Source organism: Archangium gephyra (genome assembly GCF_042230915.1).
GTDB classification, from domain to species: domain Bacteria; phylum Myxococcota; class Myxococcia; order Myxococcales; family Myxococcaceae; genus Archangium; species Archangium gephyra_B.
Genome location: NZ_CP102578.1, coordinates 1451758 through 1466891, shown reverse-complemented (window position 1 = coordinate 1466891; position 15134 = coordinate 1451758). Strand labels below are relative to the sequence as shown.

Here is a 15134-nt window from a genome sequence, read left to right as displayed (position 1 = left end):
ACGCTGCTTCACCCGGGCCGTCCAGGTCCGCGGTCCGTCAGGGGTGACAACTCCCCGGCCAGGTCCGCCAGCACCTGGGCACCAGCCCGGTCCGTCAAACGCTCCTGGGCGAAGCGGAGTGCCTCGGTGGCCGAGCGGCGCCGCGCCTCGGGGTCATCGAGGAGCGAGCGCAGCGTCCGCCGCCAGTGCTCCACGTCTCCCATCTGGACGAACCAGCCGTTCTCCCCGTGGCGGATGTAGTCCTCGGTCCCGATGCACCGGGTGGCGACCACCGGGACGCCGAGCGACATGGCCTGGATCAAGGTCATCTGCCCGCTCGCCGTCTCCCGGTTGTTGACGGGAATGGCGACGAGCTCCGCCTCCGCGATGACGCGCAGGTAGTCCTCCTGGGGGATGCTGGTCATCACCTTGATGTTGGGTGGAACGGGCCCGCTCGGGAGCGCACTCGGGTGCGCCACGACGACCAGCTGGACGGGCAGCCCCTCCACCGCCCGGAAGAGGGTGTCATAGTCGCGGCCGGACGAGCCGAGCGCGGCGATGTAGCGCGGCGCCAGCCCGAAGCGCTCGCGCGCTCCACGAAACTCCCCGGCCTTCAGCTCCGGCCCGGTCAGGTGCGTGAAGTGGAAGCGGGACTCGGGGAGGGCGAAGACGCGTGCGTAGACCGAGCGCTCGTGCATCGTATAGACGATGAACCGGTGGACGGACCGGTAGGCCACCCGGGACAGCCACTTGCGCGGCCCCTGGTACTCGTGGCCGCAGTTGAAGTACCAGACGACGTGCGGGAGGCGCGCGAAGCTCAGCAGGTTCACCAGCCCCACGGTGAAGCCCACCTGGGGGAATGCCGTGACGAGCAGATCCTGCGGATGGCGGGCCAGGTGCCGCCGGGCCTTCAGGGCCAGCCGGAAGAGCTGCCACCACTTCTTGCCGGGCGTGCGCATCCGGGTCGAGTCGACGCGCTCGTCCAGGCCCACGTAGGAGCACTCGAAGCGCTCCGGTGGGAGGAACTCCCCCAGCCACCGCCGCTCGGGCCGCAGAAACCACGCGACGAGCAGGACGCGCACCTTCGCGGCGGGCGCGGCCTCCTGCCCGGAATCCTGAGATGTGTCCTGAGGTGTCTCCTGAGACTGGCTCATGAAGTGAGTCGAATGCACATCCCGTGCTCCACGCCAGGCACAGCCTCTGCAATGCGCCTGCGCGGGGATGACCCCCTCGCGTGGATGGAAACCAAGAGCCTCATCTTCCTGGCGCTGTGCTCGGTCGTGATCCCCGTGGGGGTGGCCCTGGTGGGGAAGTACCCGCGGCTCAAGGACTTCTGCGCGGCCCTGATGGTCTTCGGAACCACCGAGTACGGACTGAGGACCATCAACTTCTACAGCCGGGAGTGGTACCGGGGCACCACGCGCGGCTTCGAGCTGTGCTGGCTCGACTTCCTGTGGATCTTCATTCTCGTGGACGAGAGGAGGCTCGCGCGGCCCGCGGGCCCCCGCCCGCTCCCGTTCAGCCTGGGCAGCATGCTGGTGTTCTTTGCGTACAACGCCCTGAATGCCGCCTTGTCGGAACCGAAGCTGTTCGGGCTCTTCGAGCTGTCGAAGGCCTTGCGCGGGCTCATGGTGTTCCTCGCGTTCGCGTACTACGTCAAGGACGAGAGGGCGCTGCGCAGGCTCGTCTGGGCGCTGTGCATCGCGGTCATCTACGAGTGGTTCTGGACGGTCCATGCCCGGCTCGTCCTGGGACACGCCCGGTCCGAGGGGACGCTGAGCCACCCCAACGCCCTGTCCATGTACAACCTGATCGCGGTCCCGCTGCTCCTGGCCGTGGCGCTCTCGGACGCCGGCCCGCGGCTGCGCAAGGCGTGTGGAATCGCGGCCTTCCTGGGCACGACGTCCGTGCTGTTCACCGTGTCGCGGGCGGGGTTGTTCTCCATTGCGCTGCTGCTGCTCGCCGTGGGGCTGACGTGCGGCTCGTTGCGCATCACCCCCGCCAAGGTGCTGGCGGCGGCCCTGCTGTTGGTGATGGGGGCCGTGCTCTACGCCAAGCTGGCTCCGTCCTTCGAGGCCCGCTTCGCTTCCGAGGGCGGACTGGAAAAGGAGTATGGGGGCGAGGACAACGAGGGGCGTGGCGTGTACCTGACCCTGGCGGAGATGATGACCGACGGGAACGTCTGGGGATGCGGGCTGAACAACTGGTCGTACTGTGTCTCCAACCAGTACGGCCCGAGGATTGGACTCCAGTACCTTCCCTACCGGGGGACGGACGAGGTGCCACCGGATGGGCCCATCCCGGCGGACGCGAACATCGACGCTCCGCAAGCCCCTCCAGGGCACAGCCTCTATGCCATCACCCTGGGCGAGACGGGTTGGCCGGGCGTCCTCCTCTTCCTCTGGGTCTGGCTGCGCTGGCTGTGGATGGCGGGAAGCTTCTTCTCCAGGCGTTCCTCCGCGTTCCGCTCCCGCTTCGGCGTGGGCGTCTTCTTCAGCCTGGCGGGCGCCTTCTCGCAGAGCGTCGTCGAGTGGGAGTATCGCCAGACGCCGCTGCTGTTCCTGCTGCACATCCTGCTCGGAGCACTGGCCGCCGTGTACCCGGCGCGGCCTTCCGTCCTGGCTCGGAGGTAGCGAGGCACGGCACCCGCCAGGGGTGTCTGGTCCGAGGATTGCTCGGACAGGGAACCGCGATGAATCCAGAACGCACGAAGAGGCTCCTCCAGACGGTCATGCCCGATGGCCTGTACCGCTGGCTGGCGCACCGCAAACGCCGGCTCTCCCTGGGGTGGGTCCGCTGGGGAAGCCTCGGCCGCGCCACGCCCATCAGCACGCGCTGGGGACATGAGCGCGGCCAGCCCGTCGACCGGTATTACATCGACCGCTTCCTGGCCACCCACGCCGGGGACATCCAGGGCCGCGTCCTGGAGGTGGGCGATGACCGGTACACGCGCCAGTTCGGCGCCAGCCGCGTCACCCGGTCCGACGTCCTCCACGCCCTCCCGGGCAACCCCAGGGCCACCTTCGTCGGGGACATCGCGCGGGCCGAGCACCTTCCTGGCCAGGCCTTTGACTGTGTCGTCTTCACCCAGGTGCTCCAGTACGTCTTCGACGTGGACGCGGCCGTGCGGCAGTTGCACCGGCTCCTCAAGCCGGGCGGCGTGGCGCTGGTGACGGTGCCCGGAATCATCAAGGTGGACTGGGGCGCGATGGAGCACTGGCCGGACTGCTGGCGCTTCACCTCCCGGTCCGCGCACCGGCTGTTCGCGGAAGCGTTCGGCGCCGGGGCCGTACGGGTGGAGTCGTTCGGCAACATCCGCGCCGCGATCGCGGCACTGCACGGGCTCGCCCGCGAGGAGCTCCCGGTGGCGGACCTGGACTTCCACGATCCCCACTACGAGGTGGCCATCGGCGTGCGTGCCGTGAAGGGATGACGGCTCACCGTCGCCCGGGGTCCACGCGCGGGGCCACGAGCTCTATCCGGCGGAAGACCTCCTGCTCCTGGAAGAAGCAGTCGAGGAACTCGCCCTCGGAGACGTCGTCCAGGGTCCACCAGCGCGGGTCCCCGTCCCGGCGCCGCATCTGGGAGGCGTGACGAGCCAGGGCCCGCCGCTTCTGGTCGACGCAGTCCCGGATGGGGACCGACGTCCGGAACTCCGACAGGAGCCGAAAGCCGAACCCCGCCCTCAGACTCGACACCAGCACCGCGCGCGCCTGCGCTCGCGTTCCGGGCAGGGGGACGGCGGGCCAGTGCCGCCACAGCCACACCGGATACTCGAAGAGCGTGGCCACCCGCCCCCACCGCCTGACGGCCTCGTGCACGATGGCGTTCGCCGCCACGTGGTCGGGGTGCTCCGCGCGGATCGACGGGAGGAAGAGCTGCTCGGGCCGATGCCGCTCGAGCAACGCCGTCACCCGCGCCACGGCCTCCTCGTGGTGCGCGTGCAGGGCTCCATCGGGGAGCCCCAGCAGGAAGACATCGCCCGCGGGCACGCCGAGCGCCTCCGCGGCCGCCAGGGCCTCGTCAACCCGCAGGGCCGTCAACTCGGCGCGCGGCATCAGCCCGGCATGCGAGGCGGAGCCGTCCGTCAGGAACGCGAGGTGGACCGCGGCCCCCGTCCGCCGCTTCCGGAGGATGGTCCCCCCGCAGCCCAGGGTCTCGTCATCCGGATGAGGCGCGAAGACCATGGCTGGCCGCCGCAGCTCCACCTCGAGGAGCGGCCTCGCCAGGTGCCGCAGCGCGAACCGGTTGAAACGGCGCAGCGCCGTCCTCACGAGCGAAGCCCCCCTCATGACGCCCTCCCCTCCTCGAGCACCGCCTCGTAGACCTCCTGGATGCGCCGGGCGACCACGTCCCAGCCGAAACGCTGGCGCACGAGCGCCGCTCCCGCCCGGGCCGCGACGCCCAGCCGCTCGGGGCTCGCCAGCGCCTGACGCAGCGCCGCCGCCCAGTCCCCGGCCTCGAGCGACGGCACGGCGAGCCCGTCCTTCCCGATGGCCGCCGAGAGATCCGCCAGTCCCGAGTGCACCGCCAGCATCACGGGCCGTCCGGCCGCCCACGCCTCCAGCACCACCAGCCCGAACGCCTCATGGACAGACGGAACCAGGACCAGCCGGGCCCGTGCGAACAGATCCGGCACCTCCCGGGCCGGCTCCAGGTTGCCGAGCAGATGGACGCGCGACGCCACCCCGAGTGCCCGCGCCTCGCGCTCGAGGGTGTCGCGGTAGGAGGGATCCACCACGGCCCCGGCGAGCACCAGGTGATGATCCGCGGGGGCTCCCCGGGCGAAGGCCTGGATGGCCAGGAGCTGGTTCTTCTGGGGATGGATCCGTCCGACGAGCGCGACCACCGGACTGCCCGCGAGACGGGGCCAGCGCGCGGCCGCACGCTCCGCGCAGCCCGAGGCCAGCCGCCCGGCATCCACTCCCTGGTCGAGGCAGAGGACCCGGTCGCCGAGCTGCCCGGCCAATGCCTGGCGCTCCTCCTGATTGAAGGTCAGCACCCGCGCGGCATCCCGGAACACGCGCCGCGCACCGAGCAGTGCACCGAACGGGCGGCCGAGGTCGACCAGACCGGCCGTGCGCCGCGCGAGCTCCTCGTCCAGCCACGAGCGCCGCGCGAGCAGCGGCCCATGAACCGAGATGACATAGGGCCGCCCGGTGAGGCGCATGGCGGTGCGGACGGCGCCGCCCACACGGCCCCCCGTGTGGAGGTGCGCCAGGGCAATGCCCCGATCGCGCGCGAGGCGGAACGGCTCGTCGAGGGTGACGAGGTTGCCCGCGTTGGCCACGAGCGCCTTCCGCTGAGACGCCGCACCGAGATACGGGCAGAAGGCGCGGTAGCGCACCAGGGGGACCCGCTGGTCCAACACGCGATCCGGCGTCACGGGGCCGGCCGGCGCGTGAATCTCCGGGCTCCACCCCAGCCCGACGAGCCGCCGCGTCACCTCGGCGACGTGGGCCTCGGTCCCTCCCCATTCGAGCGGGTCATACTTTCGAAGGACGTGGACGACCCGCCGCCCCGGACTCCCGGCATTGCGCATGCGAGCCGGAGAGGCAAACCCCGAGCCACTCCTCCCCACGCGCTACGAGCGCCGCACTGCCCCAATGAGGGACCGGCGCGTCTCAAGCCGGGACGAATGAGACGAACGCATGCCCCCCGGCCAGGTGACGCCCGCCTGGCATGTGCGCTGCAGCCAGGAAGGACATGGTGCGTGAGCGATCGCTGCTCGGGATGACGGCCGACCTGTTGTCGATGTGCGGCCGGCACGTGGCGCAGCTCGTCGCGGGCCTGGCCACGGTCGCCCTCGTCGTCCGGGTGCTGGGCGCGGAGGGACTCGGAGCGTGGGCCCTGCTGGGGACCACGGGCTTCCTCGTCGGGCTGTCGGATCTCGGCCTGAGCGTCGCCGTGCAGCGTGCCGCCACCCGGCCCGACGACGCCGCGACGCGCCGGCTCGTCAGCCTCACCTTCCTGGTGGTGGCGGCCGTGTGCCCCTGCCTGGGCGCGGGCGCCTATGCGGCCTTCCTCCGGCTCCCGTCCGCGTCCGCCGCGCTCCAGGCGGACATCACCCGGGCCGCCCTTCCGGTCCTCGTCGCGGGGCTGGCGGGCTCGCTGGCGGCCCCGCTGCGCGCCCTGCTGCTGGTGCGTGGCGCCTTCGGGCCACTGGCCTGGGCGCGAGCCTCCGCCTCGCTGCTCCAGGTCGCGCTGACCGCGGCGTGCCTGCCCCTGAGTCCTTCCCTGCTCTGGCCCGCGCTCGGCCTGCTCGCCGGCGCCACGCTCGAGCTGCTGCTCCTCGCCCTGGCCGCGAAGCGCGTCGATCCACGCCTCGAGCTCCGCCCCCGCTGGCCGGCCGAGCCCGTCGAGGTGCGCGACGCCTTCCGGCAGGGAGCCGCCTCCCTGACGATCAACGTGGGCGTCGCCGCGGCCGTCCGCGCGGATGTCGTCATCCTCACCAGCCATGTGGCCCTCGGCACCATCGGCGCGTATCAGGTGGCGGCCCGGGCCGTGGACCAGCTCTTCGCCTTCGCGAAGCAGACGAGCGGGTGGCTCCTGCATCGCCTCGGTGACGCCAAGCACCGCGAGGACGCGCTCCGGATGGGCACCGCGCTTCTCGGGGGGCTGGTCGCGAGCGGGGTGGCCGCCCTGGCGCTGGATGGCCCTCCCCTGCTCGAGGCCTGGGTCGGCCCGCTCGCGCGCGACCCGGTCACCCACCTCGCCCTGGGGCTGCTGGGGGCGGCGGCGATCATCGCGGCGGCCGAGGAGGTCGCGTCGGCCACCCTGGTCGTCAGTGGCGCCACCCCCTGGGACGCCGCCACCCCGGTGCTCCTCGGCCACTCCCTGAACGTCGCGGTGTCCCTCCTGGGCGTGCGGTACGCCGGGGCCTGGGCCGTCGCCGGGGGCACGGTCTGTGGGAACCTGCTCATCACCTTCCTCGTCTGGCGCAGGACGCGGGCGCTGGTCCGCTGGCGCGTGGCGGAGGTGCTCCGGACGCTCGTTCCCATGGGAGCGGCCCTGCTCGTCTCGCTGGGCTCGGGCTGGGCGCTGGCGCCGCTGGCCGCCCGAGGTGCCGGGATGAGCGCGCTCACCTGCGCGATGGTGACGCTGCTGGGAACCGGGGTGGCCATCCTCGTCTGGTGGCGCAGGAGCGCGCTGTCTGGAACCCCGGTGGCAGGAGCCACGCGGACCCACGAGGCACCGACGTGAAGATCCTCATCCTCAGCAACCTCTATCCCCCCGACATTCTCGGCGGCTACGAGCTCCTCGCCCGCGATATCGCGGAGGAGCTGGCCCGATGCGGGCACACGGTGCGGGTCCTCACCACGGGAGGGCCCGGCGGACCGGGGAACGTGACACGCTCCCTGCGCCTCGCGCGCCCCTTCGGCCGGCCCGCGGGCCGTGACCGCCTCCGCCATCTCTGGGCGGGCCTGGTGAACCGGGCGGCGATGTGGCGGTACCTGCGGACCCAGGGAAGACCGGACGTGGTGCTGGTGATGAGTCTGCGCCGGCTCGGGCTCGCGCCGCTGCGCGTGCTCCAGGAGGCAGGCGTCCCCTTCGTGCTGACGGTGCACGATGACTGGCCGGTCGCTTTCGGCGTCGGCCAAGCCGCCGGGCTCCATACGCGGATGGGCCACTGGCTGGACGAGGTCCTCATTCCCACACGCTCCTGGTGCGGTATCACCCCCGCGTCAGTCGTCTACCTGTCGCGTGCGGTCCGCGGCAGCGTCCGTGCGGCCGGCGTCCCCCTCCCGCCCGGTGAGGTGCGACCCCAAGGCGTGGACCTCTCGCTCTTCACGCCCCGCCCCTTCCGGCCCATGCGACCGGAACCCCGCCTGCTCTTCGTCGGACGGCTCCACCCGAGCAAGGCGCCCGAGGTGGCCCTGGAGGCGCTGAGCGAGCTCGAGCGGCGGGGAGTCACCGCGAGCCTCACCTTCGCCGGGGAAGCCGACGCACCAGAGTACCGGGAGGCGCTCCAGCGAAGGGCGCGGGCGCTCGGCCTCGAGGAGCGCGTCACTTGGGCGGGACAGGTGCCCCGCGAACGGCTCCCCCTCCTCTATTGGGAAGCGGACGCGCTCCTCTTCCTCTCCCGGCTCGCGCACGAGGGACAGGGACTGACCTACCTGGAGGCGATGGCCTGCGGCGTGCCCGTGGTGGCCTCGCCCAGCGGCGGCGCCCGGGAGTTCCTTGAGCGGCACGCCGCGGCCCGGCTCGCCCCGGCATGCAGGAGCGGATTCCTCGCCGACGAGCTCGCTTCCCTCCACCGGGCTCCCGAAGCCCAGGAAGCGCTCGTCACCCGCGCGCTCGGAATCGTCCGCGCACACGCCTCCCTCGAGACGTACGTCCAGGGCCTCGAGGACGTCCTGCGCCAGGCCGCGAGGCGGCAGGCCCCGGAGCCCTCCCGGAATGAAACCCATGAAGCTCACACGCCCTGATCTGCTGCCCCTCCTCCGCTGCCCGGCCTGTGGCACGGCGCTGCGCGAGGTGGAGGACTCCCGGCTCGGCTGTACCGGCCGCGACCACCACTTCCCGCTGGCCGAGGGGCGTCCCATCCTCCTCGTGGACGCGGCGCTGGAGCCGCCCAAACGCAACGACGTCATCTCCGCGCAGGCGCACGGGCGCGAGGGCACGGAGCGCAAGGGCCTCCGCCGGGTGCTCGATCGCTTCCGCCAGGCGACGACGGCGGACATCTTCGCGGATGACCGGCGGCAGGTTCCGCTCCTGGTGGACCGGATCGCCGCGCTCACGGGCGAGCGCGGCTGGGTGCTCGATGTCGGCGCCTGCGAGCAATACTACCGCTCCTCGCTGGAGCGCCTCGGGCCGCTCATCGCGATGGACATTTCCCTCTACTCCGCCACCGACGTGGTGGGGGACTGCCACGCCCTGCCCTTCGCCGACGCGAGTCTCTTCGCCGTGTCCGCCATCGAGGTGCTGGAGCACCTGCGCCGGCCCTGGCGATTCATGGGCGAGGTGGCACGCGTCCTCCAGCCGGGGGGCCTCTTCTTTGGCGTCGTTCCCCAGTACGCGCCCACGCACGGTTTCCCCCATGACTTCTTCCGCTACACGCGCGGTGGCCTGGCCGCCCTGGCGGAAGACGCGGGGCTGGAGCTCCACGAGGCGTGGCCGCTCGGTGGGCGCTGGGGAACCCTGCTCCACTGGTACTGGGCCAACTGGGCGCGCGAGAGCCGGTTGCATCGGATTCCCGGGCTGAACCTCGCGCACCACCTGGGGTTTCAGGGCGTGGCGTGGCTGTTCGACCGGTTGGATGCCGCCGCGGAGCACGGCGCCCGGCCCCTGCCCCAGGAGCACAACGACCACGTGGGCTGGAGCTTCATCGTGCGCAAGCCGGCGCGGAGCTGAGGCCCGCCAGCGAGCCATGGATGAGCTCGCATCCCATACACCTTCACCCCTCCTTCTACGAATGACCCGGTCATTCATGGAAGGTTTCCCGGAGCACCCGATGCGTCAAGCAGTGAGAGGTAGGAGTTCCATCCATCGGATGGGACTGACGATTTTGCTGGCAGCGGCATTGGCAGTCATCGCCGCCAGTTGCAGCGTCCAAACGCCGGAGGCCGAGAAGCCCGGCCAGTCGGAGGCCGCGCTCAGCACGGGTTGGCTTCCCACAACGCAGATGCCCGAGCAACGCCGGTTCCACTCCGCGACGGTGCTGACCTCCGACAAGGTGCTCGTCGTCGGAGGGTGGGGCTACAGCGGCCTGACCCGGAGTGCGGCCACCTACGACCCGGCCTCGGAGACCTGGTCTCCGGCCGGAGAGCTGACCCTGGCCCGGGAAGCCCATACGGCGACGCGGCTGCCCTCGGGCAAGGTGCTCGTCGTGGGTGGGGAGACCTTCCTGCCCCCGACTGGCTATACCAACACGGCGGAGCTCTACGACCCCGCGACCAACTCCTGGTCGCCCGCGGGGGCCATGAGCGAGGCGCGCGGCTACAACACGGCGACGCTGCTGTCGCCCAGCAACAAGGTGCTCGTCGTGGGTGGCCTGCGTGGCGGAGCCCAGCAGACGGTGGACCTCTACGACGTGGCCACGGGCACCTGGTCCACCGCCGCGTCCCTGCTCGAGCCCCGCCACAGTCACACGGCGGTACGGCTCGCGTCGGGCAAGGTGCTGGTCGCGGGTGGCTGGGCGGGAGGCGCCCTGCTGACGACGGAGCTGTACGAGCCGACCACCAACAGCTGGAGCCCCAGCAACCCCCTGACGACGGCCCGCTATGGCCACACGGCGACGGAGCTGCCCAATGGCAAGATTCTCGTCGCGGGAGGCCGGAAGGACATCGCGCCGGGCACGGTGGAATTCACCGCGACGGCCGAACTCTATGACCCGTCCACCCAGACGTGGACCCCCGCCGGCAGTCTGGTGGGCGCGCGGGGTTTCCACACCGCCACCCTCGTCGCGGGAAAGGTCTTCGTCACGGGCGGCCGGGGGCCGGGGGACGTCGCCCTGGCGACGGCGGAGGTGTACGACCCCGCCACCAACACGTGGTCGAGCACGGACGCCATGCTCGGGGCCCGCTCGGACCATGCCACCGTGTACGCCACCGCGCCAGGCAAGGTGCTCGTCCTCGGCGGCTCGACGCACGCCCCGCTCGAGACGGCGGAGGTGTATGACGCGTGCGGGCTCATCACCTGCAACGCTCCACCACCGGGCCCGTGCTACCAGGAGACTGGCACCTGCGCCAAGGCCACCTGTACCTATGCGCTCAAGAGCGCCGGCGCCACTTGCGATGACGGCAACGCCAGCACCACGGGGGACACCTGCGATGCCTCCGGTGCGTGTACCGGCTGTGGCGACGGGGTGAAGAATGGCGCCGAGGCCTGCGATGACGGCAATACCACCTCGGAGACCTCCTGCCCCTACGGCCAGCCGAGCTGCACCACCTGCAACGCCACCTGCACCACGGTGCTGAACCTCTCGGGGCCATACTGTGGCGATCGGGCAAAGAATGGCGCCGAGGTTTGCGATGACGGCAATACCGTCACGGAGACCTCCTGCCCCTATGGCCAGGCGAGCTGCACCTCCTGCAATGCCTCCTGCACCGCGGCACTGCCCCTCACGGGGCCCTACTGTGGTGACGCGACGAAGAATGGCGCCGAGGCCTGCGATGACGGCAATACCGTCACGGAGACCTCCTGCCCCTATGGCCAGGCGAGCTGCACCTCCTGCAACGCCTCCTGCACCGCGGTCCTGCCTCTCACGGGGCCCTACTGTGGCGATGGGATGAGGAACGGCGCCGAGACTTGCGATGACGGGAACACCACCTCGGAGACCTCCTGCCCCTATGGCCAGGCGAGCTGCACCCGGTGCAATTCCTCCTGCACCACCATCCTGAACCTCGGGGGACCCTACTGCGGCGACGGGACGAGGAACGGCTCCGAGGTTTGCGATGACGGCAATACCACCACGGAGAGCGAGTGCCCCTATGGCCAAGCGAGCTGCACCCGGTGCAATGCCTCCTGCACCGCGACACTGTACCTCACGGGGGAGGTTCCTTCTGCCGACTGCTCGAGCAGGACGGTGAGTTGGTCGCAATCGCAGCCGATCTGGAACGGTAATCCGAGCACCGCGGGAACCTACACCTGCTCTGGCACTGTTCCCGCCGCCTCCCATGGCGCCACCAACGTCTCGGCCACGCTGAACAGCGCGGGGTCGACTCGCGTCGGCTCGGCCAGGTACACCTGCAACGATGGCTCTTGGGAGCTCCAGAGCGGATACTCCTGCGACGGCGCAGTCTGGACCGCCACGATCGTCAAGTGCTCGGATCCGGATCCCGTGGTCGACATGTGGATCGGCTGGTATGTGGAAGATCTCAAACGATGCGCGGATCGCGCCGGGCTCGACTGGTGGGTCGGTGAATACAAGAGCGGGGCCACTTGCAAGTTCGCAAACGGCTTCTACTCGCACACCTTCATGGGCGTGACCTATGGGAATTTCATCTCCAAGGACGGCTGCTGGCGCGATGCGTTCCGGAGGAGCGCGAGCAATGTGGGCGAATACCCGGTCAGTCACATCACCGCTGCGTCCGAGTCAAGCCTATGCGGTTCGCCGCGGGCCGCTGCTTGGACCAACATCCGAAGCGCCGGGAATGGCTGTAAGAATCGGCCCTGAGCTGTTCTAACGCGCCCTTTTGAGGTGCGAGCCGGCAGTCGCTCCTTGCCGGCTCGCTCCCTCACGCGCTCGCCCGGCCCAGGGGCCTCCTAGCGGTACACGTCCGCCAGGAGGCCCCTGTCATGCGAATCAGTATTGGTATTCACAGGCGCCAGAAACGCACGCTTGCCACGCGTTGGCGCATCTCATACCGCAGCCTCCGCAGTTGTAGAAGTCGGTGCTGGTATCGGTACACATCCCATTGCACCAAGTTTCATTAGCAGCGCAGGCGTTGACGCATGATCCCCCCGAGCAGTACTGGCCAGCCGAGCAGGAGACGGGAGGCTTGGAGCAGCTCTGCGTCTCCGTCCAGCTATTGCCCCCGCACGTGCCGCCGGAGCACGAGGACTCCGTCACGGTGCGCGTCTGCGTGCCCGAGCCTCCGCACGCATCGGCACTGCATTCGCTCCAGGCCCCGTAGCTGGTGCCCGTCGGGCAGCTCTGGACGAAGGAGTCGGTGAAGCCACAGACGCCGCCGCTGCAAGAGCCGGTGCCGGTGCTCACCCGGACGTCGTTGCCGCTGCAGTAGTAGCTGCTCCCCGTAGGGCAGTCGGCGCGAGGCACGTAGCAGGACCGTGTCTCCGTCCAGCTGCGCCCCCCGCATGCGCCGCCGGAGCACGTGGACTGCGTCACGGTGCGCGACTCCGTGCCCGAGCCTCCGCACGCGTCGTTGGGAATACAGGAGCCCCAGTCCCCGTAGCTGGTGCCCGTCGGGCAGTTCTCGATGAGACGGTCCACGAAGCGACAGGCGCTTCCGCTGCAGCCAAGGCCGATGCTCTCAAACACCTGGTTGCCGCTGCAGTAGGTGCCGAGGGAGCCCGTCGGGCAGTAAGCGGGAGGCTCTTCGCAAGGCTGCGTCTCCGTCCAGCTGTTCCCCCCGCATGCGCCGCCGGAGCACGTGGACTGCGTCACGGTGCGCGACCTCGTGCCCGCCCCTCCGCACGCGTCGTAGGGAACACAGGCACCCCAGTCCCCGTAGCTGGTGCCCGTCGGGCAGCTCTGGACGAAGGAGTGGGTGGAGCCACAGGAGCCGCCGCTGCAAGTGCCGGTGCCGGAGCTCACCCAGACGTCGTTGCCGCTGCAGTAGTAGCTGCTCCCGGTGGAGCAGCTCTGGACGAAGGAGTGGGTGGAGCCGCAGGAGCCGCCGCTGCAAGTGCCGGTGCCGGTGCTCACCCAGACGCTGTTGCCACTGCAGTAGTAGCTGCTCCCGGAGGAGCACGTCTCGACGAGTCGCTCAGTGGAGGTGCAGGCGCCGTTGAGGCAGCCGCCGTAGACGGTCTGGTAGGCGCTATTGCCGCTGCAGTAGGGGCCGCTGGTGCCAGTCGAGCAGCTCTGGACGAAGGAGTCGGTGGAGCCACAGGCGCCGCCGCTGCAAGTGCCGGTGCCGACGGTCTTCCGGACATCATTGCCACTGCAGTAGGTGCTGCTCGCGGTGGAGCACGTCATCGCGGTTCCGCTACACGCACCGGCGCTATTGCAGGTATCGCCCTTCGTGCAGGCGTTGCCGTCGTCGCAAGGGGAGCCCGCGCTCTTGAGCGTATAGGTGCAGGTTCCGCTGGAGCAGGTGCCAGCCGGCAGGTAGCACTGCGAGTTCGGTGGGGTGTTGCAGGTGATGAGCCCGCACGGGTCCTCATACATCTCCACGGTCGCCAGCGCGGCGTGCGTCGAGCCTCCGATGACGAGCACCTCGCCGCGCGGGTTCAAGGACACGGCGGCATGATCCGAGCGGGCCCCGAGCAGGGAGTGGATGCTGGACCAGGTGTTGGTGGCTGGGTCGTACACCTCCGCCGTCGCAAGGGCGACGTCCCCCGGCCCCCGGCCGCCAGCGACCAGAACCTTTCCGGCGAAGAGCGTGGCGGTATGGAAACCCCGTGCGCCCAGCAAAGTGCCGGCGGGGGTCCACGTCTGGGTGGACGGGTCATACAGCTCGGCTGTCGCGGTGAAATCCATCGCACCCGAGGGGCTGTTGGCCTTCTGGCCTCCCACGACGAGAATCTTGCCGTTGGGCAGCTCCGTCGCCGTGTGGCCGTAGCGGGCCGTCAACATGGGGCGGCCGGCGGTCCAGGTGTTGGTGGTCGGCTCGTACAGCTCCGTCGTCGCCAGGGGACCCAGGGGCCATCCTCCCCAGCCACCGGCGACCAGCACCTTGCCCGACGCGAGCCTCACCGCCGTGTGACTGCGGCGGATATCGAGCATGGGCGCGGCGGTGGACCAGGTGCCCGCGGCCACATCGTAGAGTTCCGCCGTCTGCAGGGGTGCGCCACCCAGACCACCCGCCACGAGCACCTTGTTGCTCAACAGCAGCGTCGCCGTGTTGTAGCCGCGCGCCTGGCTCATGGCCCCCGCGGGCGACCAGGTATTCGTCGCCGGCTCGTAGAGTTCCGCCGTGTTGGTGTAGCCACTCGGGGGTTGGAAGGTCTCTCCACCCACGACGAGCACCTTGCCCGAGGGCAGCCGTGTCGCCGTATGGGCTTCCCGGGCCAGGGCCAGCGTTCCGGCCGGAGACCAGGTGGCCGTGGCCGGGTCATAGGTGAGCGCCCCCGCCACCAGGCCGCTGTAGCCCCACCCGCCCACGACGAGCACCTTGTCGGAGGTCAGCACCGTGGCGGAGTGGTAGCGGCGTTGCTCCGGCATGGGCGTTGTCGCTTGCCAGAGCGAGCCGAGCGCCGCCTTCGACTGGCCGAGCTGCTCGACCTCCGGAGACTGCTCACTGCAGCTGACGGCGATGAAGGCGAACGTCGCGATGAGAAAATGGGCGAGTCCCATCCCGGGGATGGGCCTCTTGCCTCGCACTGGTTGACGCATCAGGTGCTGCTCCGGGGCGGCTTCCGCCAATCACGCTTTGACTTACAGAAGGCGCCGGTGTGAGTAGGTGTGGCAGCCACACCCTGTAAATCATTCTCACGCTGAGAGCAAATCACTCACGGAATGAGGCGGCGGAACACCGCCCCTGTGGTGGTTGCCGCGGGCGGACAAACCGTTGCGGGCTGCGTCATTG

General features: G+C 70.3%; 10 protein-coding genes. 6 read left to right on the top strand and 4 right to left on the bottom strand.

Annotated features, from left to right (window positions below):
- Positions 1-8: 8 nt before the first annotated feature.
- Positions 9-1133 carry a glycosyltransferase family 4 protein gene (locus NR798_RS06000; protein ID WP_375770451.1) on the bottom strand — a complete coding sequence of 375 codons (1125 nt, stop codon included), beginning with the start codon at positions 1131-1133 and terminating at the stop codon, positions 9-11.
- Positions 1134-1217: 84 nt separating this feature from the next.
- Here NR798_RS06000 and NR798_RS05995 point away from each other — a divergent pair, with 84 nt between their 5' ends.
- Together NR798_RS05995 and NR798_RS05990 are read left to right on the top strand one after the other, a co-directional pair.
- Complete coding sequence (locus tag NR798_RS05995) at positions 1218-2612, top strand: O-antigen ligase family protein (protein ID WP_375770450.1); 1395 nt, start codon at positions 1218-1220, stop codon at positions 2610-2612.
- A 59-nt stretch (positions 2613-2671) separates the two neighbouring features.
- Positions 2672-3412: a class I SAM-dependent methyltransferase gene (locus NR798_RS05990; protein WP_375770449.1), complete on the top strand. Its 741-nt coding sequence runs from the start codon at positions 2672-2674 to the stop codon at positions 3410-3412.
- A gap of 4 nt (positions 3413-3416) precedes the next feature.
- On the opposite strand, the gene NR798_RS05985 is transcribed toward NR798_RS05990, so the two are convergent.
- Together NR798_RS05985 and NR798_RS05980 are read right to left on the bottom strand one after the other, a co-directional pair.
- Positions 3417-4271 carry a PIG-L deacetylase family protein gene (locus NR798_RS05985; protein WP_375770448.1) on the bottom strand — a complete coding sequence of 285 codons (855 nt, stop codon included), beginning with the start codon at positions 4269-4271 and terminating at the stop codon, positions 3417-3419.
- On the bottom strand, positions 4268-5521 hold the full coding sequence (locus NR798_RS05980; RefSeq protein WP_375770447.1) for a glycosyltransferase family 4 protein: 1254 nt from the start codon (positions 5519-5521) through the stop codon (positions 4268-4270). The genes NR798_RS05985 and NR798_RS05980 overlap by 4 nt, the downstream gene beginning before the upstream one ends.
- Positions 5522-5685: 164 nt before the next feature.
- On the opposite strand from NR798_RS05980, the gene NR798_RS05975 reads away from it, so the two are divergent.
- The 4 genes from NR798_RS05975 (at position 5686) to NR798_RS05960 (ending at position 12097) form a co-directional block, all read left to right on the top strand.
- Entirely contained in the window at positions 5686-7182 is a 1497-nt protein-coding gene (locus tag NR798_RS05975) for a hypothetical protein (RefSeq protein WP_375770446.1), read from the top strand.
- Positions 7179-8408, top strand: a complete 1230-nt coding sequence (locus tag NR798_RS05970) for a glycosyltransferase family 4 protein (protein ID WP_375770445.1) — start codon at positions 7179-7181, stop codon at positions 8406-8408. Before NR798_RS05975 ends, NR798_RS05970 begins: the two co-directional genes overlap by 4 nt.
- Positions 8389-9333: a methyltransferase domain-containing protein gene (locus tag NR798_RS05965; protein ID WP_375770444.1), complete on the top strand. Its 945-nt coding sequence runs from the start codon at positions 8389-8391 to the stop codon at positions 9331-9333. The genes NR798_RS05970 and NR798_RS05965 overlap by 20 nt, the downstream gene beginning before the upstream one ends.
- Positions 9334-9472: 139 nt before the next feature.
- Positions 9473-12097 (top strand): kelch repeat-containing protein, encoded by a 2625-nt coding sequence (locus NR798_RS05960; RefSeq protein ID WP_375770443.1) that lies wholly within the window; start codon positions 9473-9475, stop codon positions 12095-12097.
- Positions 12098-12226: 129 nt separating this feature from the next.
- Here the strand turns inward: NR798_RS05960 and NR798_RS05955 are convergent, their stop codons facing one another.
- Positions 12227-14902, bottom strand: a complete 2676-nt coding sequence (locus NR798_RS05955; protein ID WP_375770442.1) for a kelch repeat-containing protein — start codon at positions 14900-14902, stop codon at positions 12227-12229.
- Between the last annotated feature and the right edge of the window lie 232 nt (positions 14903-15134).

Excerpts from the sequence above, each read along its gene's own strand:
- NR798_RS06000 (WP_375770451.1), bottom strand. The coding sequence starts at position 1,133 with ATGAGCCAGTCTCAGGAGACACCTCAGGACACATCTCAGGATTCCGGG.
- NR798_RS05995 (WP_375770450.1), top strand. The coding sequence starts at position 1,218 with ATGGAAACCAAGAGCCTCATCTTCCTGGCGCTGTGCTCGGTCGTGATC.
- NR798_RS05990 (WP_375770449.1), top strand. The coding sequence starts at position 2,672 with ATGAATCCAGAACGCACGAAGAGGCTCCTCCAGACGGTCATGCCCGAT.
- NR798_RS05985 (WP_375770448.1), bottom strand. The coding sequence starts at position 4,271 with ATGAGGGGGGCTTCGCTCGTGAGGACGGCGCTGCGCCGTTTCAACCGG.
- NR798_RS05980 (WP_375770447.1), bottom strand. The coding sequence starts at position 5,521 with ATGCGCAATGCCGGGAGTCCGGGGCGGCGGGTCGTCCACGTCCTTCGA.
- NR798_RS05975 (WP_375770446.1), top strand. The coding sequence starts at position 5,686 with ATGGTGCGTGAGCGATCGCTGCTCGGGATGACGGCCGACCTGTTGTCG.
- NR798_RS05965 (WP_375770444.1), top strand. The coding sequence starts at position 8,389 with ATGAAGCTCACACGCCCTGATCTGCTGCCCCTCCTCCGCTGCCCGGCC.
- NR798_RS05960 (WP_375770443.1), top strand. The coding sequence starts at position 9,473 with ATGGGACTGACGATTTTGCTGGCAGCGGCATTGGCAGTCATCGCCGCC.
- NR798_RS05955 (WP_375770442.1), bottom strand. The coding sequence starts at position 14,902 with ATGGGACTCGCCCATTTTCTCATCGCGACGTTCGCCTTCATCGCCGTC.